This window comes from uncultured Flavobacterium sp. (genome assembly GCF_963922255.1).
Lineage (GTDB): Bacteria > Bacteroidota > Bacteroidia > Flavobacteriales > Flavobacteriaceae > Flavobacterium.
Genome location: NZ_CAWUIC010000001.1, coordinates 330,863 through 351,684, shown reverse-complemented (window position 1 = coordinate 351,684; position 20,822 = coordinate 330,863). Strand labels below are relative to the sequence as shown.

Annotated in this window: 22 protein-coding genes; 16 read left to right on the top strand and 6 right to left on the bottom strand. The window is 30.4% G+C overall.

What is annotated here, in order from left to right; genetic code table 11:
* Positions 1–140: 140 nt before the first annotated feature.
* Positions 141–1,826 (bottom strand): transcription termination factor Rho, encoded by a 1,686-nt coding sequence (gene rho / locus AABJ49_RS01715; RefSeq protein ID WP_338375551.1) that lies wholly within the window; start codon positions 1,824–1,826, stop codon positions 141–143.
* A gap of 183 nt (positions 1,827–2,009) precedes the next feature.
* Between rho and AABJ49_RS01710 the strand changes: the two genes are divergently transcribed.
* Positions 2,010–2,420, top strand: coding sequence for a DUF4293 domain-containing protein (locus AABJ49_RS01710; RefSeq protein WP_338375549.1), 411 nt, complete (start codon positions 2,010–2,012; stop codon positions 2,418–2,420).
* Between the two features lie 81 nt (positions 2,421–2,501).
* On the opposite strand, the gene AABJ49_RS01705 is transcribed toward AABJ49_RS01710, so the two are convergent.
* Positions 2,502–2,966: a hypothetical protein gene (locus AABJ49_RS01705; RefSeq protein ID WP_338375547.1), complete on the bottom strand. Its 465-nt coding sequence runs from the start codon at positions 2,964–2,966 to the stop codon at positions 2,502–2,504.
* 86 nt (positions 2,967–3,052) lie between these two features.
* A complete protein-coding gene (locus AABJ49_RS01700; RefSeq protein ID WP_338375545.1) occupies positions 3,053–3,547 on the bottom strand; it encodes a metallophosphoesterase family protein in 495 nt (164 codons plus the stop codon).
* A gap of 120 nt (positions 3,548–3,667) precedes the next feature.
* On the opposite strand from AABJ49_RS01700, the gene truA reads away from it, so the two are divergent.
* From truA to AABJ49_RS01640, 12 genes are all read left to right on the top strand, one after another.
* The gene (gene truA, locus AABJ49_RS01695) at positions 3,668–4,408 is read left to right on the top strand and encodes a tRNA pseudouridine(38-40) synthase TruA (RefSeq protein ID WP_338375544.1); all 741 of its coding nucleotides are present in this window, start codon (positions 3,668–3,670) and stop codon (positions 4,406–4,408) included.
* A gap of 38 nt (positions 4,409–4,446) precedes the next feature.
* The gene (locus AABJ49_RS01690) at positions 4,447–6,204 is read left to right on the top strand and encodes an ABC transporter ATP-binding protein (protein WP_338375542.1); all 1,758 of its coding nucleotides are present in this window, start codon (positions 4,447–4,449) and stop codon (positions 6,202–6,204) included.
* A gap of 242 nt (positions 6,205–6,446) precedes the next feature.
* Positions 6,447–7,835 carry a dihydrolipoyl dehydrogenase gene (gene lpdA / locus AABJ49_RS01685; protein WP_338375541.1) on the top strand — a complete coding sequence of 463 codons (1,389 nt, stop codon included), beginning with the start codon at positions 6,447–6,449 and terminating at the stop codon, positions 7,833–7,835.
* 81 nt (positions 7,836–7,916) lie between these two features.
* Positions 7,917–8,294: a cupin domain-containing protein gene (locus AABJ49_RS01680; protein ID WP_338375539.1), complete on the top strand. Its 378-nt coding sequence runs from the start codon at positions 7,917–7,919 to the stop codon at positions 8,292–8,294.
* Positions 8,295–8,418: 124 nt separating this feature from the next.
* Positions 8,419–9,717 carry an NAD(P)/FAD-dependent oxidoreductase gene (locus tag AABJ49_RS01675; RefSeq protein WP_338375538.1) on the top strand — a complete coding sequence of 433 codons (1,299 nt, stop codon included), beginning with the start codon at positions 8,419–8,421 and terminating at the stop codon, positions 9,715–9,717.
* Positions 9,718–9,858: 141 nt separating this feature from the next.
* Entirely contained in the window at positions 9,859–10,425 is a 567-nt protein-coding gene (locus AABJ49_RS01670) for a superoxide dismutase family protein (protein ID WP_338375536.1), read from the top strand.
* A gap of 236 nt (positions 10,426–10,661) precedes the next feature.
* The gene (locus AABJ49_RS01665; protein ID WP_338375535.1) at positions 10,662–11,219 is read left to right on the top strand and encodes a hypothetical protein; all 558 of its coding nucleotides are present in this window, start codon (positions 10,662–10,664) and stop codon (positions 11,217–11,219) included.
* A gap of 173 nt (positions 11,220–11,392) precedes the next feature.
* A complete protein-coding gene (locus AABJ49_RS01660) occupies positions 11,393–11,965 on the top strand; it encodes a hypothetical protein (RefSeq protein WP_338375533.1) in 573 nt (190 codons plus the stop codon).
* Positions 11,966–12,135: 170 nt separating this feature from the next.
* Positions 12,136–12,594, top strand: a complete 459-nt coding sequence (locus AABJ49_RS01655) for a protease complex subunit PrcB family protein (RefSeq protein WP_338375531.1) — start codon at positions 12,136–12,138, stop codon at positions 12,592–12,594.
* Positions 12,595–12,663: 69 nt separating this feature from the next.
* On the top strand, positions 12,664–13,119 hold the full coding sequence (locus tag AABJ49_RS01650) for a hypothetical protein (RefSeq protein ID WP_338375529.1): 456 nt from the start codon (positions 12,664–12,666) through the stop codon (positions 13,117–13,119).
* A 959-nt stretch (positions 13,120–14,078) separates the two neighbouring features.
* Positions 14,079–14,675, top strand: coding sequence for an N-acetylmuramoyl-L-alanine amidase (locus tag AABJ49_RS01645; protein WP_338375527.1), 597 nt, complete (start codon positions 14,079–14,081; stop codon positions 14,673–14,675).
* A 78-nt stretch (positions 14,676–14,753) separates the two neighbouring features.
* Positions 14,754–15,839, top strand: a complete 1,086-nt coding sequence (locus tag AABJ49_RS01640; RefSeq protein WP_338375525.1) for a T9SS type A sorting domain-containing protein — start codon at positions 14,754–14,756, stop codon at positions 15,837–15,839.
* Here AABJ49_RS01640 and AABJ49_RS01635 read toward each other — a convergent pair whose 3' ends face one another.
* Both AABJ49_RS01635 and AABJ49_RS01630 read right to left on the bottom strand, forming a co-directional pair.
* Positions 15,840–16,964, bottom strand: coding sequence for a cysteine desulfurase family protein (locus AABJ49_RS01635; RefSeq protein WP_338375523.1), 1,125 nt, complete (start codon positions 16,962–16,964; stop codon positions 15,840–15,842). It lies immediately after the preceding gene.
* A gap of 116 nt (positions 16,965–17,080) precedes the next feature.
* Positions 17,081–18,856, bottom strand: a complete 1,776-nt coding sequence (locus AABJ49_RS01630; RefSeq protein ID WP_338375521.1) for an MFS transporter — start codon at positions 18,854–18,856, stop codon at positions 17,081–17,083.
* Between the two features lie 145 nt (positions 18,857–19,001).
* Here AABJ49_RS01630 and AABJ49_RS01625 point away from each other — a divergent pair, with 145 nt between their 5' ends.
* Complete coding sequence (locus tag AABJ49_RS01625) at positions 19,002–19,520, top strand: hypothetical protein (protein WP_338375519.1); 519 nt, start codon at positions 19,002–19,004, stop codon at positions 19,518–19,520.
* Position 19,521: 1 nt separating this feature from the next.
* Here the strand turns inward: AABJ49_RS01625 and AABJ49_RS01620 are convergent, their stop codons facing one another.
* Positions 19,522–20,085: a Smr/MutS family protein gene (locus AABJ49_RS01620; RefSeq protein WP_338375518.1), complete on the bottom strand. Its 564-nt coding sequence runs from the start codon at positions 20,083–20,085 to the stop codon at positions 19,522–19,524.
* 104 nt (positions 20,086–20,189) lie between these two features.
* Here AABJ49_RS01620 and AABJ49_RS01615 point away from each other — a divergent pair, with 104 nt between their 5' ends.
* Both AABJ49_RS01615 and AABJ49_RS01610 read left to right on the top strand, forming a co-directional pair.
* Positions 20,190–20,468, top strand: coding sequence for a DUF2752 domain-containing protein (locus tag AABJ49_RS01615; RefSeq protein ID WP_338375516.1), 279 nt, complete (start codon positions 20,190–20,192; stop codon positions 20,466–20,468).
* A gap of 23 nt (positions 20,469–20,491) precedes the next feature.
* Positions 20,492–20,818 carry a CCC motif membrane protein gene (locus tag AABJ49_RS01610; protein WP_338375515.1) on the top strand — a complete coding sequence of 109 codons (327 nt, stop codon included), beginning with the start codon at positions 20,492–20,494 and terminating at the stop codon, positions 20,816–20,818.
* Positions 20,819–20,822 lie beyond the last annotated feature (4 nt).

Below are 20,822 nucleotides of genomic sequence, written 5' to 3'. Positions count from 1 at the left end.
TGTAATATTAAGTGGCAAAGATATGAATTTAGTAAGTTTAAAATTGTTAAGGAATTAATATAGTTTTAAGGAGTTATGATTAAAAACAAAAAACTCCCAAATTAATGAGAGTTTTTATATCTGTAAATCAAATTCCTAAATTAATTATTCATTGAAATTAAGAATTCTTCATTATTTTTTGTTTTCTTGAATCTATCATTGATAAAGTCCATTGCCTCTACAGGATTCATGTCTGCTAAATACTTACGCATAATCCACATACGTTGGATGGTTTGTTCGTCTAACAATAAATCATCTCTACGAGTACTTGAAGAAACTAAATCAATAGCTGGGAAAATACGTTTGTTAGCAATTCTTCTGTCTAATTGAAGTTCCATGTTACCTGTTCCTTTGAATTCCTCAAAAATAACTTCGTCCATTTTAGAACCTGTATCCGTTAAAGCTGTTGCGATAATACTTAATGAACCACCATTTTCAACATTACGAGCTGCTCCAAAGAAACGTTTTGGTTTTTGAAGTGCATTAGCATCAACTCCACCACTCAATACTTTTCCTGAAGCTGGTTGAACAGTGTTATAAGCTCTAGCCAAACGAGTAATTGAATCCAATAGAATTACAACATCATGTCCGCATTCTGTTAAACGTTTTGCTTTTTCTAAAACGATGTTTGCAATTTTTACGTGTTCTTGTGGTTCACGGTCAAAAGTGGAAGCAATAACTTCTCCTTTAACACTTCGTTGCATATCAGTAACCTCTTCAGGTCTTTCGTCAATAAGTAAAACTATTAAATAAACTTCTGGATGATTGGTTGCAATGGCATTTGCAATGTCTTTTAATAACATTGTTTTACCAGTTTTAGGTTGTGCAACGATCATTCCACGTTGTCCTTTTCCAATTGGAGCAAATAAATCTAAAATTCTAGTTGAAATTGTACTTCCTCTTTCTGCTAAATTAAATTTCTCTTTTGGAAAAATTGGCGTTAAATGTTCAAATGAAATTCTATCTCTAACTACTTGTGGATCGTGACCATTTATTTTTGAAACTTTCACTAATGGAAAGAATTTTTCTCCTTCTTTCGGAGGACGCACAACACCTTTAACTGTATCTCCTGTTTTTAATCCGAATAAACGAATTTGAGAAGTTGATAAATAAATATCATCAGGTGAAGCTAAATAGTTGTAATCTGAAGAACGTAAGAAACCATAACCATCTGGCATCATTTCTAAAACTCCTTCACTTTCTATAATTCCATCAAACTCATAGTCTGGTTCTCTGTAATTATTTTTTTTATGGGGTGTATTTTTAATTTCTTTTTTAGGTTGTGCATCACCATTGTTGACTTTTGGTCCAATATAACTTGGGTGATTTGGATTATTTTGATTGGCTTTCTCAATGATTGCCTTTCTTTGCTCTTCTGTTAACTGAGGAGCTTTTTTTTCTTGTTTTGGGGTTTCCTCACTAGTAGCAGCTTCTTGTTTTGGAGCTGTTGTTTTATTTTCTTTAGTAAACTTAGGTTTTGGAGTAGGTTTTGCTACTGGAGCTTTAGCAACTGCTTTTGCTTCTGTCGTCGATTTTTCTCCAACAGGTTTTGTAGTTTTTGCGACTACTGTCTTTTTTGCTTTTGGAGTTGTAGTTCTGGCTCTTTTTTCTTTTGGAGCTTCGGTTTTTACAACATCTACAGGAATTGGGTTTAAAGCTTGATGATCTAATATTTGGTAAATTAATTCATCTTTTTTTAAGGCACTTACTTTTTTTAGTTTAGCCGCTTTTGCAATTTCATGCAAATCTGAGAGTTTCATCTCATTCAATTTTTCAATGTCAAACATGAATGTTTCGTAAAGTTAGGTTGATACAGAATGTATATTATGATTTCTTTTTAAGTAAAGATTTGTAACGATTCGTAAATGAAGTGATTACGAATTTGTTATGCAATAATACGATATTTTTACAATAAAACAATAGTTTTTTAAAAAAAGAAAACTTAGTTTTGTCGAAATAATGATTTAGAAATGATTCAGAGAATACAATCTTTATATTTATTTATTTGCGCATTGTTATCGGCTTTAGTGCCAATGTTCTTCCCTTTATGGAAAGATGCTAAGCAAATGCCTGTATATTTTACAAGTGATATTACTTATATTATATTGTTTGGATTATCAGCAGTAATGGCTTTAATAAGCATATTACTTTTTAAAAAGAGACAAAATCAATTTGTTTTAAACAGATTGAATATCATATTGAACTTTATTTTAATAGGATTATTTGTGTATCGAACGCTAAATTTATCTGGAGAAGCTTCGGTTTCTGAGAAAGGTATTGCGATGTTTGTTCCTTTGGTTTCTATCGTTTTATTAGTCTTGGCAAACAAGGCAATAAAAAAGGACGAAGATCTCGTAAAATCTGTGGATCGATTAAGATAAACCTATCATCTTAGTTTATTAGTGCGAAGAAAACCCGATTCGAAAGTTTCGGGTTTTTTTGTGCACTAAATTTTCTTTGTTTTATAAACGATCTGACAAAGGGGTTAAGTACAAATAATTTCCTTCTCCATCAAAAACCAAAATAAAGTAATTTGTTGCATCTGAAACTCCTACATTATAATATGTTTTTTGATCTTGTTTAACAATTAAAGAAGCTTCATTAACTTGATAAGTAGGATATTTATCTACTAAATATTTTTTTATTTTATCTTTTAAAGAACTAATGGCCATACTTTTTTGAATAGCTTTTATAGCACCATCATCACTATAACTTATTAAAAACCTTGAATTACCTTTTAGAAATTCGGCTTCAAACCTAAGGTCATTGTTGTTTTTTCCTCTGTAAAAAATTGACCAATTTACATTTTCAATATCCTTGAATTCTTTTTTGAAGTTACTTTCAACAATGGCTGGTAATGTAATTTTTTCTTGAGCATTTGCTAAAAATGTGAAACATAAAATTAAAATTGTTAGTGTCTTTTTCATCATATAATTTTTTTAAGATTATGATTTTAATATAAGGATAATGAATAAAAAAATCAATGATTTTAATAAAACTTTAAAGATTTTAATTACTTTTTACCAATTTCAATAACTTCTAATTTCTGGATTTTATCACCCTCAATTTCAAAACGCAACATGGTTCTAACCTGATGAAATCCTGAAATTCCAGCTGCTCCTGGATTCATGTGTAATAAATTAAGTTTCTTATCAAACATAACTTTTAAGATATGAGAATGCCCGCAAATAAATAGTTTTGGTGGATTTAAATGCAATTCTTCACGAATTGCTTGATTGTATTTTCCAGGATAACCACCAATATGTGTAATCAAAACATCAACTCCTTCACACATAAATCTGTTGTTTAAAGGATATTCCATTCGAGCTTTATCATCATCAATATTACCATAAACAGCTCGTAATGGTTTTAATTTTTTAATTGTATCAGTGACAACCAAATTCCCAATATCACCAGCATGCCAAACTTCATCAGCTTGTTTTACATATTTCAAAATGGCATCATCAATGTGACTGTGTGTGTCAGAAAGAAGTAATATCTTAATCATATCACAAAAATAGCTTAATTATTGAAATTGAAATTGTCATTGCTATTGAATTTTGTAATTTTGTCGATTATGTGCAAAAACATTTTAACCTTTTAAACACATAACCTTTCAACCTCAAAAATGAGATACTTCATAGAATTCGCATACAACGGTAAAAATTATCACGGTTTTCAAACACAACCTAATGTGGCTTCCGTTCAAGAAACTTTGACGAAAGCATTACAGTTGTTGATTGACAAATCCATTGAAATTGTTGGTGCTGGAAGAACAGATGCTGGAGTTCATGCCAAACAAATGTTTGCTCATTTCGATGTTGAAAACGCTATTAACACTTCATTATTGATTCCAAAACTTAACTCATATTTGCCAAAAGATATCGTTATTTATGATATTTTTGAAGTCAAAGAAGAGGCTCATGCGCGTTTTGAAGCTTCTGCAAGAACTTACGAATATTATGTACATACGTTTAAAGATGCTTTTTTAGAAGACTCAAGTTATTATTGTATTCAAAAATTAGATGTTGAGCAAATGAACAAAGCTTGTCAGTTATTATTTGAGTATACTGATTTTGAATGTTTTTCTAAGGTTCATACTGAAGTATTTACATTCAATTGCACTATTACTGAAGCCAATTGGAAACAAAAAAACAACCAATTAATCTTTACGATAAAAGCTGATCGATTTTTGCGAAATATGGTTAGAGCTATTGTAGGAACTATGATTAATATTGGTTCAGGAAAAACAAGTTTAGAAGAATTCAAGGAAATAATTGAAAGTAAAAACCGTTCTAAAGCTGGATTTTCAGTTCCTGCACACGGATTATTTTTAGTTAATGTAGATTATTCTTTTTTAGAAAAATAATAAATTGCCGTTCGGCGTTAGCCAATGGATGAAATAATATGAAAAATAAAGTACAAATTAAATCTTTAAAAAAAGTATTAGATTACGCAAAACCCTATAAATCTAGATTTATTTGGGTAATTGTTTGGGCTGTGATTTTAGCTCTTTTTGCTGCTATGAGACCTTTAATTTTGAAAGAAATTGTTGATGATTATCTGCTTATCAATAACACAATGCTTGATTTTCAAATTATTATTGGAATAATGGGTATAATCTTAATTGTTGAAGTTGTTTCTCAATTTTTCTTTACCTATTGGGCAAATTGGTTAGGACAAGATATTATCAAAGACATTAGAAATAGGTTATTTAATCATATTGCTTCTTTTAAAATGAAGTACTTTGATAACGAACCAGTAGGGAAGTTAGTTACACGTTCCGTTTCAGATATTGAGTCAATAGCAAGTATTTTTAGTCAAGGTCTTTTTATGATTGTAAGTGACTTATTAAAAATGTTAGTTATACTTGGCATTATGTTTTATATGAATTGGAAATTATCATTAATTGTATTATTTTCAATGCCAGTACTTTTATATGCTACTAATATTTTTCAAAAGAAAATGCGTGTGGCTTTCAACGAAGTTCGTACGCAAGTTTCTAACTTAAATACATTTGTGCAAGAACGTTTAACTGGAATGAAAATAGTGCAACTCTTTAACCGTGAAGACATAGAGTTTGAAAAATTTAAAGCGATTAATCAGAAACACAATAATGCTTGGCAAAAGAACATTTTATATAACTCTATCTTCTTCCCTATTGCAGATATTATTTCAAATTTAACGTTAGGAGCAATTATTTGGTACGGTGGAATGAACATTTTAGATGGCTTAGAAACTACAACATTTGGTGATTTTTTTGCCTACACTATGTTTATCAGCATGTTGTTCAATCCTTTACGTCAAATTGCTGATAAATTCAATGTAATGCAAATGGGAATTATAGCAGCCGAAAGAGTTTTTGAAATCTTAGAAACAGAAAGCCAAATACAAAATATTGGAACTAAAGTCGCTACTCATTTTAAAGGAAAAATCGATTTACAGGAAGTACGTTTCAGTTATATTGATAAGGAAGAAGTTCTGAAAGGAGTAAATCTTGAAATCAATCCAGGGGAAACCATTGCCATCGTAGGAAGTACAGGTGCAGGAAAAACAACAATTATCAATTTATTAAATCGTTTTTACGAAATAGATTCTGGAACCATAAAAATTGATGATACCAATATCAAAGATTTCACTTTAGAAAGTTTAAGGCTTCAAATTGCAGTCGTTCTCCAAGATGTATTTTTATTTGCTGATACAGTTTATCACAACATTACACTTTACAATCCAGAAATTACTCGCGAATATGTGATTGCTTCTGCCAAACAAATTGGTGTACACGATTTTATCATGAGTTTACCAAACGGTTATGATTATGATGTAAAAGAACGTGGTGTCATGCTTTCTTCTGGACAAAGACAATTAATTGCATTTCTGAGAGCTTATGTAAGCAATCCAAGTATATTAATTTTAGACGAAGCAACATCCTCTGTGGATACTTACTCTGAAGAATTAATTCAAAGAGCAACCGAAACCATTACAAAAGGAAGAACATCAATCGTAATTGCACACAGATTAGCAACCATTATAAACGCAGATAAAATCATAGTAATGGACAAAGGAATGATTGTAGAACAAGGAACGCATAGCGAATTAATAGCTCAGGAATCAGGTTTCTACAAAAAATTATACGAAGCACAGTTTGATACTAAAGTTGCGTAGTATTTGGTTAAAAGGTTAAGAGGTTAAAAGGCATTGAACATATAAAAACAATTTAACTAATATCTTAACTCAAACCCTTTTAATATCTTAACCTTTTAAACTTTTAACCCAAAAAACAAACACTTGTTCATTACAAATAATTTCCATAATTTCGCAAGCGTTATCACAAATAAGAAAATCATAAGAAATGACACGAGCTTTTGCGACTGCATTTTTCACAAAAATAAATAAAATCTCGAAAAATGAAATACGATATTATAGTTTTAGGTAGTGGTCCTGGTGGATATGTTACTGCCATTAGAGCTTCTCAATTAGGCTTTAAAGTTGCTGTTGTTGAAAAAGAAAACTTAGGTGGAATTTGCCTTAACTGGGGTTGTATTCCAACAAAAGCCCTACTTAAATCAGCTCAAGTATTTGATTATTTAAAACATGCTTCTGATTATGGTTTAAAAGTGGAATCTTTTGACAAAGATTTTTCTGCTGTAGTAAAACGTTCAAGAGATGTAGCTGATGGAATGAGCAAAGGGGTTCAATTCTTAATGAAGAAAAACAAAATTGATGTTATCAATGGTTTTGGAAAAGTGAAAGCTGGAAAAAAAGTCGATGTAACTGATAAAGACGGAAAAACGACTGAATTTACTGCAGATCATATCATCATCGCAACGGGTGCTCGTTCTCGTGAATTACCGAACTTACCTCAAGATGGTAAAAAAGTAATTGGTTACAGACAAGCAATGACGTTACCAGAACAACCAAAATCTATGATTGTTGTAGGTTCAGGTGCAATTGGTGTTGAGTTTGCTCATTTCTATAATGCAATGGGAACTGATGTAACTATTGTAGAATTTATGCCAAATATTGTTCCAGTTGAAGATGAAGATATCTCAAAACAAATGGAGCGTTCAATGAAGAAAGCTGGAATTAAAATCATGCTAAACTCTTCTGTAGAAAAAGTAGATACTTCAGGAAACGGAGTTAAAGCTACTGTAAAAACTGCAAAAGGAGAAGAAGTTTTAGAAGCTGATATCGTTCTTTCTGCAGTTGGTATCAAAACAAACATAGAAAATATTGGATTAGAAGATGTTGGAATCGCAACTGACAGAGATAAAATCTTAGTTAACGATTTCTACCAAACAAATATTCCTGGTTATTATGCAATTGGTGATGTAACTCCAGGACAAGCTTTAGCACATGTGGCTTCTGCTGAAGGAATTTTATTAGTAGAAAAATTAGCAGGAATGCATGTTGAACCGCTAGATTACGGAAATATTCCAGGTTGTACTTATGCAACTCCAGAAATTGCTTCTGTAGGTTTAACAGAAAAACAAGCTAAAGAAAAAGGATACGAATTAAAAATTGGTAAATTCCCATTCTCAGCTTCAGGTAAAGCAAGTGCGGCTGGAACAAAAGATGGGTTTGTAAAAGTAATTTTTGATGCAAAATATGGTGAATGGTTAGGTTGTCATATGATTGGTGCTGGTGTAACAGACATGATTGCAGAAGCAGTTGTAGCTCGTAAACTAGAAACAACAGGACACGAAATCTTAAAAGCAGTTCATCCTCATCCAACCATGAGTGAAGCAGTTATGGAAGCTGTAGCTGATGCTTACGGAGAAGTGATTCACTTGTAAGAAGTTTAGAATTTATAAATATAGAAATCCTCAACAGTTTTGTTGGGGATTTTTTTTTATATTTAGCATTAAAATTTAATAATGAAACCATTATATCAACTTTTCCAACTTCTATTTCTACTTACTTTATTCACAAACTGCAAATCCAAACAAACACTTCCTGATCCATTAGACGCTGGTTGGAACAACCAACCCGTTTGTGAAGTATTAGAAGACAATGCCAAACAAAGAATTCTAAAATGTACTTTTCCTCCAGGAGTTGGACACGAAAAACATTACCACAATCCACATTTTGGTTATACTTTACAAGGAAGCAAATTTAAAATCACAGATCAAAACGGCACCAAAGAATTCGATGTACCAACAGGAACAACCTTCTCCAAAGACGTAGCAACTTGGCATGAAGTATTAAATATTGGTGATAGTACAGCCGTATTTTTAATTATTGAAGCAAAGTAATTAATTCCTTCAATCCCCATGAATGAATAGCTATAGTTTATCAAAACTCTAACAAAATCTTAAGACAATCTAGCTCTATTTTCATTCTAAAAAAACGTAACTTTACAGTATAAATTTCAACAGAATGAAAAAGACAGTAGTAATCGTTGGTGGTGGTTTTGCAGGTTTAGAATTTGTTAGAAAAATAGGAAATCCAGAAAAATACAACACCATATTAGTAGATGCTAACAACTACAACTTCTTCCCTCCTTTAATATATCAAGTTTCAACAGGTCTTATGGAACCTTCAGCCATAAGTTATCCTTTTAGAAAAATACTTAGACATAGCAAAAATGCCAGATTCAGATTAGGTAGTCTTGAAAGAGTAATTCCTAATGAAAATAAGATCATATTAAGCAATGGTGAATTGGAATATGACATTTTAATCATGGCAACAGGTACAGAAAGCAATTATTTCGGCAACAAAAATATTGAAGCTTACAGTTTACCCATGAAAACCATCAGTGATGCTTTAACCTTACGAAATACAATTCTAACACGATTAGACCGTGCCACAAGATTGACAGACGAAGTCGAAAGACAAAAAATGCTAACCTTTGTAATTGCTGGTGCCGGACCAACAGGTGTAGAACTTTCGGGAGTTTTAGCAGAAATGAACGCTTCTATTATCAAAAAAGACTATCCTGAACTAACAGACAAAGACATCCTAAAAATATTTTTAGTAGACGGAATGCCAACAGTCTTAAATGTAATGTCAAAAAAATCTCAAGAGTACACCTATAAAAAATTAAACGAACTTGGTGTCGTTATCAAACTAAACTGCTTGGTCAAGGACTTTAACAAAGATATAGTAGAACTTTCCGACGGAAGCAAAATCGAATCCAGAAATTTAATTTGGGCAGCAGGAGTTTCTGCTAAAACATTTGAAGGATTTGAACTTTCAAGTTACGGAAGAGGAAAAAGATTAAAAACAAATGCTTTTAATTTGGTTGATGGCTATGAAAATATTTATGCCTTAGGAGATTGCGCTATTCTTTCAGGTGACACTAACTATCCAGAAGGACATCCACAATTAGCACAACCAGCTATTCAACAAGCAAACAATCTTGCAAACAATCTCGTGATAGAAAACAAAAACTGGAAACCTTTCAAATACAACAACAAAGGTTCGCTAGCCATCATTGGTAGAAACAAAGCCGTTTTTGATTTACCCAAAGAAAAATACTTCATCAAAGGATTTTTAGCTTGGTTAATTTGGCTATTTGTCCATATTATGGGATTGGTAAACTTCAAAAACAGACTTCGCACCTTTGTTAATTGGATTGGATATTACATATACAAAGACCAATACTTCAGAATGATTATCAAACCCAACGAAAAATCAAAATTAGAGATAGACGAAACTAACGAAGCTACTCATTAAAATTATATAAACAGTAAATTTTTTACAACATTCCAAGATAAATAATGCCAATAACATGGGTATTTTATAACATGAACTCTTTTCAAAAACAGTAAATTAGCATCAAATAGTAAATCAATAATAAATATAAAAAAACAAACTATGAAAAATTATTTGATTATAGCACTACTAGGTGTTACACTTGTAGGATGCAAAGAAACAGTTAAAGAAGAACCAGTTACGGAAGAAAAAGTAGAAGTTGTAGAAAAATTAGTTACAGCTACAGCTCAAATTTCAGCTAAAAGTAATAGTGCTGTGTCAGGTACAGTTACTTTTACCGAAAAAGAAGGAAAAGTATTCATGTCAGCTAATTTTACCGGATTAACACCTGGAGAACATGCTATTCACATTCATGAAAACGGAGATTGTAATGCAGACGACGCTTCATCTGCAGGTGGACATTGGAATCCAACTAAAGAAGACCATGGAGAATGGGAACACAAAACATTTCACAAAGGAGACATCGGAAATTTAGTTGCTGATGAAAATGGAATAGCAACAATTACCAAAGAAACCGATTTATGGTGTATTAATTGTGAAGACGAAACCAAAAATATTGTTGGAAAATCAATTGTTGTACACAAAGATGCTGACGACATGAAATCACAACCTAGTGGAAATGCTGGAGACCGAATTGGATGTGGAGAAATTGTAGTGGAAGAAAAATAAAACCACAATACAAGACTTTTAAAAAAAAGACTTACTAATAAAGCAAAAATCCCCAACAATATTTGTTGGGGATTTTTTATGTTTTTTAGTAAGATTACGGAAAACCGTAAAAAAACTTACAATTCTTTTTATATATTTACAACGAACAAACGACTATAAATATTTGTAAGTACTTATAAGTGGAACTTGCGATTATAAAGTAGTTGGTGGCAATTTTAGAAAAAAAATAACGAGAAATGAAAAATAAAATTAAGAATATTATTTTTATTGTAATTTTATTTACATTGATTGCTTGTTCACGTTCATTATTTATAAATAAGAATGTATATTCAATTTACAAAATGCCTGTAATTGAGAAAGCAAACGAAAAAAGTAATCTAAAAACTGATGGTTATTATCTTGAAATAGAAAATCCAAAAAAAAGAATAAGTGGTCCAGAAGCAATAATTATATTAAAAAATGGATACGTTGCTCAATTCTATGATTTCAAGAGTGAGATTGAAAATAAACTAAAGAGCAATCAAAATCTCAATGTAGAAATGGCATGGTATAGTTTAAAAAAAGACTCAATTATTATCGAATATTTTGGAGAAAACCCAAACGAAATTGCAACATATTCATTTAAATATTATGGCAATATCAATGGTGACAGTCTAAGTTTAAGTTATGAAAATTCAAACGAAATTAAATATTATAAATTTATAAAAGACTCAAATCTGCCAAAATTGATAAATGTTAGCAGATATGTTGACAAAAAATGGTATAGAGCAAATCTGCATTATTCCAGAAAATAAAAACTGCCACCAACAGCAGTTACAAGAAATTGCTAGTCATGGTTTTATCAGAATTGGTAATTGTTGAATCAAAGTTTTGTCTATATTTGTAATTGACAGTGAATGAAGTACGCAACTTCTTGTAGCTGCGAAACGTTGTGCATAATTTTACCAAAAAAAAGAAAATCATAATTATGAAAACAAAGAAAAATATTCTAAAAAAATTTAGAAGTATTAAATTATTGCTTGTATTATCTTTATTCATAATCTCAAGTTGTGGTTCTAAATCAAATTTGATTAATACAAATCCATATGAAAACAAAAATATAATTACAGGAAATGTAATAGAAGTAACAATTACTGACTTACGAAAAGACATTTCCAATAAAGAAATTAAAATTTCTCTTTTAACGTTTCCAGGAATGAAAGAAGAAGTTTCACCAATACTTCAAGAAAACACAATAAAAGTAATTAAAGATGAAATCGTAAAACAGTTTTCAGGAAATTCCGACACTTCATATAATGTTGAAATTAAAATTGTAGATGGCAAAGTTGGATTTAAAGCTAGTGCATTTAATGAAAAAGAATATACAAATGTTGAAATTGAAATAATTACAACTGATCAATTCAAAAACACAAAAAATTATAAATCAAATGAGTATTTAGAAATTAAATCTATTGATGCATCAAAAGCATATTTGCAAAAGTTGTTTGAAAGAGGTTTTATAAATGCAATTCATAAAGGTTTTAAAGAAAACATTAAATAATTAACAAAAAACTACGCACTACAACGGTTAGCAAAAACGACAAACGCTTGGTTTTTCCTTCGGAAAAACCTCTACGAATCTAAATTTTGTCTATATTTGTTTTGGTCAGTCTTGAATCACAAGCCACTGATGCAAAGCAGCCAAACGTTGAGAAAAAACCAAAATAACTTATGAAAAACTTAATATTCTCAACATTATTGTTGATTTCTATCACATCTTGTGAAAATGACGATGATAATATCATAGAGCAAGTATTTACTCCACAAGTTATAACTCCTGTTTTAATTGCTCAAAATACATCTGGAGGACCTTATTATAATTTCCCAAATCAAGAATTTACCTACTTTACTAATGAAAACGATTGGGAGCAATTTAAAACAAATTACTGGATACAATCAACAATTTATCCAGAAACAATTGTGGATTTCACTCAACATATTCCAATAATTTGTATAGATCAAACAAGACCAGATTCAGGATATGTAATAAATATCAATTCAATTATTGAGTATCAAGATAGTATAGTGGTTGAAACTGAAAGTTTATATGGTCCAGGTTTTCAAACACCTTCTCGTCCTTTTATAGCAGTAAAAATACCAAAAACAAATAAGCCAATTGTATTTCAATAACATACATAGTGCAACAATGCATATATTCAACCAACTCCTATTCTTCACTCCTTACAAAAAAAAATCATAGTGAAAGATAAATACACAAACATTACTTTTAAAATTTTACTACTAATTCCAAGTTTATTTATCCTATTCTTAGTAGATCAATTTATACTACCCCAAGAGAAAATCAACGACTACATAACAGCATACAGCAAACTAGAAGTAAGCAGAAATAACAGTTATGGAAAAACAAGTAAAGAATTTATAGGATACAAATACTACACACAGAAAGGTATAGAATTTTCAGTAACTAAATCATATATTCCAGAAAATCAAATTCAAATAACCAAAAGCTTTATATTTCAAAACATCAACAAAATATCAACCATTAACAATGACTATTCAGATGAATTAACCTCTGGTTTCAATGGCATCTTCTTTTATATCGCATCAGCAATGCAATTCACATCAATTATTAGCCTTTTACTACTAAAATTCAACACCAACCTAACCGAAAATGGATTTCAAAACATAATCTAACTACACTCATTTTTGACATTGATATTCTTATATTTATTACTAGTTTATAATTAAACCCTTCTCCTAAAATTATAATCCACATACAATCAACCCCAAATCCCTTACCCTTTTCAAATAGTAGTTAAACAAGTACAGAAAAATATCTAAAATATTTAAAAAACTCAAAGCCTTGTTTTAGAAATTTATAACCTTGTTTTAGATAATTACAACCTTATTTGAGAATATTATAACATTATTTTAATATTTTATAACTTACATTTAATATTTTACAACTTACCTTTAATATCTCACAACTTATCTTTAATATCTTACAACATACTTTTAAAATATTTTAACTTACTTTTAGGAATTCGCACCTGCATTTTAAATTATTAAACAAAATATTCCACTTTTTACAAAATATTTTATACTTTTAACATACGTAACCCAAAAAACACATCGCTAATATGCTAACACTCAACTTATAACCCATATTCCAAGCCCGCGGCATAGAAAGACCTTATTCATTTCTAGTAAAATCTGGCTTCAGTTATCACACTGCAAACTTACTATTAAACAGTACAACCAAAAGTTTTCGTTTAGACCACATAGAAAAGCTATGCACCATCCTAATCTGTGAACCCAACGACCTACTAGCCTACAGACCTTATGAAGGGCAATAACTTCCCAAAGACCATCCACTAAACAACCTAAAACAATCCGAAAACCAACAAGGTATTAAGCAAACTCTTGCCACAATGCCATACAAACAACTACAACAAATTACAAATCAAATCAACAATCAAATAAAACCCGAACAAGAATAAACAACTAACCAAATACAACAATCACTTCAAATGCTTTTGTTAGAATAAAATAAAAACATAATTGTATCCATCAGCATTATTCAAAATAGTAACAAAATAAATCATCTAAAAACTACTTTCTACTTATAACTAAAAACCAAAAAACCAAATCCCGTGAAAAAAATTCTTGCCCTTTTAAGCCTCTGTCTTGTAGTTGTCTTATTATCCTTCACATCACTAAACAACAAAAAGCTAGTTGTAATTGATGCTGCACACGGTGGTCACGATAACGGAGCCGCTAAAAACGAACTATACGAAAAAGACATTGTAGAACAAATAGCTAAAAAAATATTTCAAAAAAACGATCCTTCAAAAGTGGAAATCGTATTACTAAGAGATACAGACAACTTCATTTCTTTAGAAGACAGAATCAATACCATTAATGAACTAAACCCAGATTTAGTAATTTCTCTTCATACTAATTATCATTCAGAAAACAATAAGTCTGGTGTAGAAGCGTATGTATCAGCAAAAAACTCACAACACGAAGCATCAACAGAACAAGCCCGAAAACTTATTGAAGCTATTGCAAATGAAAAACTACAATCAAGAGGTGTTAAACAAGCCAACTTCATGATTTTGAGAAAATCAAATTGTCCAGCCATAACATTAGAATTAGGCTTCCTTTCTAATGAAAACGACAGAAACTATTTAACAAGTGAAGAAGGTCAAAACGAAATTGCAACCAACATCATAAAAAGCATTCAATAGGTATAAAGTTTTTTTAATCTTTTCACTATCAATTTATTGATAAAATTATTTTTTTCATAGTATATTTGAGTTCCAAAATTGGTAAACCAATTATACTATGAAAAATTTTTAGTTTTAAGCATCCTTTTTACTACTCAATTAACACTATCTCAAGTGGTGCTCAACGCAGATGGCCCAGGAAATACGTATAGTTTAATCAATTCTGTATTAGCTCCAGGTAACAATGCCATAGAAACTCCAGACTGCAGTCACAATGCCTTTGGAAATCACATCGATGAAGTTTTTGATACCGATTTAAACACAAACGTCTTTCGTTTTCACATTTATACAACCCCAGACAATGACCGTTGCATAAACTTTGATAGACAACGCAACGAAATTAAAACCTACAACCCTTCACCAGCCAATTTACTAGGTACAGAAAATGAAATTGTAATTTATAAATGGAAATATAAATTACCTATTGGATTTCAGTCTTCCACAAATTTCACACATATACATCAACTAAAATCAGTTGGAGGTACACTAGAAGATATGCCAATGTACACCCTAACAACAAGAAAGTCAAATCCTGATTTACTGCAACTACGTTATGCGGAAACAAATTCGCAAGTTACAGTTGCCCAAGTAAATTTAACTCCTTTCATTGGTCAGTGGGTTGAAGTAACCCAAACCATAAAATACAGTACAGTTGGTTCATATGCCATTGAAATAAAAAAAGTTAGCGACAACACTACCCTATTATCTTATTCTAACAATGCAATTGTAAACTGGAGAGCAGGTGCTTCATTTGTAAGACCAAAATGGGGAATTTACAGAAGTTTATTAACTCCTCAAGACCTCAGAGATGAAGAAGTCTTATTTGCAAATTTTAGCATTCAAGAAGTAACGACATTATCCAATGATGAAGTAGAAAAGCCAGCATCTTTTAAAATTTCTATTGAATCAACAACTAAAACATTAAATATAATAGATTTACCTAATCAAACTAATTCAATTCAATTATTCAACATGAATGGAAGTAAAGTATTGGAAAAAACCAACATAACTACCGAAAATGAAATAAGTATAGATATTTCTGCTTTATCAAATGGAATTTACATTGTTAATGTCAATGGAAATAACAGTAATCAATCAAAATTAACTGTCATTTCATTTGAATAATTAAACTCCTTTCAACGCATCAATTAAAGTATCAATATCTTCTTTGGTATTATCATGAGAAAACGAAATTCGAAGAGAAGGCTTTCTAATCTCTTCATCATTCAAAATTTCTGCCAACACATGAGAGGGTTTCACACTTCCACTCTGACAAGCACTTCCTCTTGAAACTGCAATACCTTTAATATCTAAATTAAATAAAATCATAGCTGTTTTTTCTTCTGAAAAAGGTAACAATACATTAATAATGTTGTAAAAAGTTTCTTCACCATTAACTTTTATATTTGAAAAATTGGTTTTCAATTGTTCCAAACAATATGATTTTAATTCACTAATAAACTTTTTATCAGTTTCCAAATTAGCATTACAAAGTTCTAGAGCTTTTGTCATACCCACAATTTGATGTACAGCTTCAGTTCCAGAACGCAAACCTTTTTCTTGAGAACCACCATGTGTAAAAGTAGTAATAGAAGCACTCTTTTTAATAAACACAAACCCTACTCCTTTTGGACCATGAAATTTATGAGCACTTGCAACTATAAAGTCAATCGGTAACTCAGTTAAATCTAAAGTTGCTTTACCAATCGACTGAACTGTATCACAATGAAACAATGCATTATTTTCTTGGCATAAAGCACAGACTTTTTTCAAATCTAAAATAGTTCCAATTTCATTATTTACATGCATAAGAGTAACTACTGTTACAATATCTTGTTGCAATAGTTCTTCCAAATGCTTCATATCAATTGCACCAGAAGGCAAAACTGATACAAAGTCAATTTGTATTCCAAACTCTTTTTGAAGCGCTAAAACAGTATATAAAGTAGCGTGATGCTCAATTTTTGAAGTTACAATACGATTGACCTGATTGGTTTTAACCAAAGATGTCAAAATCCAATTAGTTGCTTCTGTTCCATTACTAGTAAAAATAATCTCTTGTGCAGAACAATTTAGGTACTTAGCAATACTCTTTCTTGAAGTTTCTACTAAAGTTTTGGCACTTCTTCCATAACTATGTGTTGATGATGGATTTCCATACTCGTTTTGCAATACTTCAACCATTGCTTTTATAACCTCTGGATGTACTGAAGAAGTAGCAGCACTATCTAAATAAATACGTTTTGACATTCGAATGTAATAATTTCAGCAAAGATACAAATAAGAAATTCCAAAAATGAAATTCCAAATTCCAACTTTAGCTTAATCAAGTAATTTAGAATTAAAGTTAGTTGAATTTTAAGTAATTAATGACTTCCCTCTGCTTCTATAGCATCAACATTAATGTTTTGTTTTTTCAAAATTCCTTTTACTAAAATTGCAAACAATGTTAAGTAAGCAAAACAAATTACTGCAACAATATAAGATTGATGAATTCCGATAATATCAGCCAGCTTCCCTTGAATTGGAGGAATAATTCCACCACCAAGAATCATCATTACCAAGAAAGCTGAACCTTGAGAGGTATATTTTCCTAATCCTATGATAGATAAACTAAAAATAGATGGCCACATAATAGAACAAGCTAATCCACCAGCTAAGAAAGCATAAATAGCCACTGTTCCTGTTGAAAATAATCCAATCAACATGGCTAAGATTCCAAAAGTTCCAAAAATAGTTAAAGTTCTTGCGGGTTTATCTTTACTTAAGAAGAAAGCTCCAATTTGAATAAATACGCAGAAAACATAATAATACAAAGGTTTCATATCTTTTCCAGACAAAATATTTACTCCAAGAATAACCCCAAATGCCACTAAAGGAACAATGATTAGGGCAATAGTTTTCTTCATTCCTTTTAATTCAAAAACACTAACTGCACCAGCCCAACGACCAATCATCAAACTTCCCCAATACATAGAAACATAAGGAGCAATATCAGAAGATTCTAGACCTCCAAATTCTTTTAATTTTAATAATTCACCTAAGTTACTACCTATTGCAACTTCAACTCCAACATAAGTAAAGATAGCCAACATTCCTAAAACTAATTGAGGGTACTGCATTGCTCCCCAACCATCAGATTTTTTCTTAGCCGATGTGTACGAGAATAAAATTCCTCCTATAACTACTAACAATGCACCTGATAACCAAAGCATTCTTTCGTTTTCTAGAGGTTCTTTTAAGGTTTTAATTTCTTGTTCCATCAAATAAATAGAACCATTTTCCTTATTCAAATAATCATTCGCTTGTACTAATTCCGTTTCTGGTAATTGTTTTTTAATAGAATCCACCTCTTTTTGAAGTTGCTCAATTTTTAAAGCGGATTCGCTTTTATAACTTTGAAAAACTGGTGTAAACATTATTCCTAACAAAACGGTCATAACCACTAAAGTTCGTAAAGCTTTATTGGCTTTTTCAATAGGTTCTTCAGAAATTCCAGATGGAACTTTTTTTGAAAAGTAAAACAAAGCCGCTGCAGCCACAAAAAGTAGTCCAACACAGATATAGAGAATAACAACTTTATTTAATTCTAACAACTTAATTTGTTCATCCGTTACTGATGATGCTGTTCCAAATAAGGCTAATGCAATTACAATAGGACCAATAGTTGTTCCAAAAGAATTGATTCCACCACCAAGATTCACTCTTCCTGAACCTGTTTTAGGATCACCCAATAAAATAGCAAACGGATTAGCTGCAGTTTGTTGCAAGGAGAAACCAAGAGCTACAATAAAAAGTCCAACTAACATTCCTGCATATAAATTAGCTTCAACGGCAATAATCATGGCACCTGCTCCAAGTGCTGAAAATAATAAACCGTAAACAATACTCTTTTTATAACCCCATTTTCCTACAATATCTTTACCTGAATTATTCCCTAAAGCAAATAATAGTAATGCCCCAATATAATAGGCAGTATAAAAAGCAAAATCAACTAATTGTGACTGAAATTGATCTAAAGAGAAATAACTTTTGCAAAAAGGAATAAAAATACTATTTCCAGCGGCAATAAATCCCCAAAAGAAAAATACGGTTATTAAAGTGTATAATGCAGGATAATTGGTCTTTATAGGTGAACTCATATTGGTAATTAAATTGGTTAGTTAATTTTCAAATATAGTAGAATTTTTCTTTTGAAAATGAATTGGCTTATTTTAATATCATAATTTTATCAAAAAAAATTCATAATATAAAGATTAAACTTATTTTTGCTAAAAATATCTAATAATGAGAAAGCTTTTATACCTTTTATCTTTTATTTTTATCTTCAATTCATGTGATGATGGTGATATAACACTTGAATCTTTTAATTTTTCTAGTCAGTCAATTCAAAAATGTGATGATCCTAAAACTTTTCTATATAAAATAAACGATCAGGAATTGTTATTACTAGATATTACAGCAACTCCTTACACTTATGACTCAACTTACACTACATTTCCATATACAAAATCATATGCAATAGATAATAGTACTGCAGCTGTAATCTACAGATTATACAATGGTACAGTAACCTCTGCAACTCTTTGTGAAAATATTGCCCCGGCAACTCCTGTTGTAAACAATGAATGGAATGCCACTGGTGGATCAATAGAAGTTACTACAACACAGCGCTTTGATACTGATGGTATTACTTTATTAGGATATACGCATTCCATTAAATTAACCAATGTAAATTTTTCAAATGGTTCTAATAACTTTAGTTTTGAAGAATATTTTGTAGGTAATTATCAAACAACTATATAGTTTAATTTATTTTTTTTTGTAAAAAATAAACTTCCATAGCTCCTTGACCATATTTTTGGTAATTAGCTTCTTGGACGCTTATGTTTTCATATCTTCTTAATAAGAATTCTAATTCACTTTTTAAAACTCCTTCACCAACTCCATGTATCAAAACTAATTTTGGTATTCGGTTTCTAATAGCAAAATCCATTTGTCGTTTTGCGGTGTCCATTTGGATATTTAGAATATCGTAATTACTCAATCCATTTTTATTTGGTACTAATTTTTCGATATGTAAATCTACTTCTAAAGTAAAAACATCTCTTGAAGATTTCTTTTCTTTTACAAAATTTTTCTTTTTTTCTTCTTGTTTTTCATTCTTTACTTGACTTATAGCTGCATTTGAAATAAAACCTTTTAAATCACTGGAAATGTTATTTTTAACCAATTCGTTGACAAAATATGTCATCGGAAATCCATCCTCAGTTTCTATCGTAATTTGATTCAAATTGATTGCAGTAACAACTCCATCAATTGCATCATCTAAAACAGAAACCTTGTCTCCTATTTGAAATTCTGACATCATTATTCTTTTAAATATTAATCTTTTTCAAATGTAAAAAAGATTAAATGATTTAACCACAATTACATTTTTTATTTGTAAAATTGTAAGTAAATAAATTTGCTATTATGGAAGAATATATGGTTCCTTGTATGAATAAATCAATATTTGGCATCGATTGTATGGGTTGTGGAACGCAACGATCATTAAACTTATTGCTTCAAGGTGAATTTGTTGAAGCTTTCAAAATGTTTCCTGCAATTTATACTTTACTCCTTTTTGGGATTACAATTACATTACACCTTATTGATAAAAAAAGAAATTATCTAAAACCTATAGCAATACTTGCCATTACTAATGGGATTATAATGACAGTAAATTATTTTTATAAAATCTTAATCAACTAAAACCAATAAACAAAACTAAAATTATGGAAAAACAAAAATTACCAAACGAACAAGTAATAATGATTCTTGGAATAGTATCTTATATTGGATGCTGTTGCACAAGTGGATTTGGAGGTCTTATTCTATCAGGAATTGGGTTATTTTTAGCTAAGAAGGCTACAGAAACTTATCATCAAAATCCAGAATTATACAATATTCAAAGTGTAAATACTTGGAAAATTGTAAACTTAGTTGCATTTATCTTAAGTGTACTTGTGGTGATTTATTATATCTACATGAAAGTCACAGGAAAAGACATTGAACAACAAAGACAACTTGAAGAATTATTAGAACAGTTTAGCAATAGATAACAAA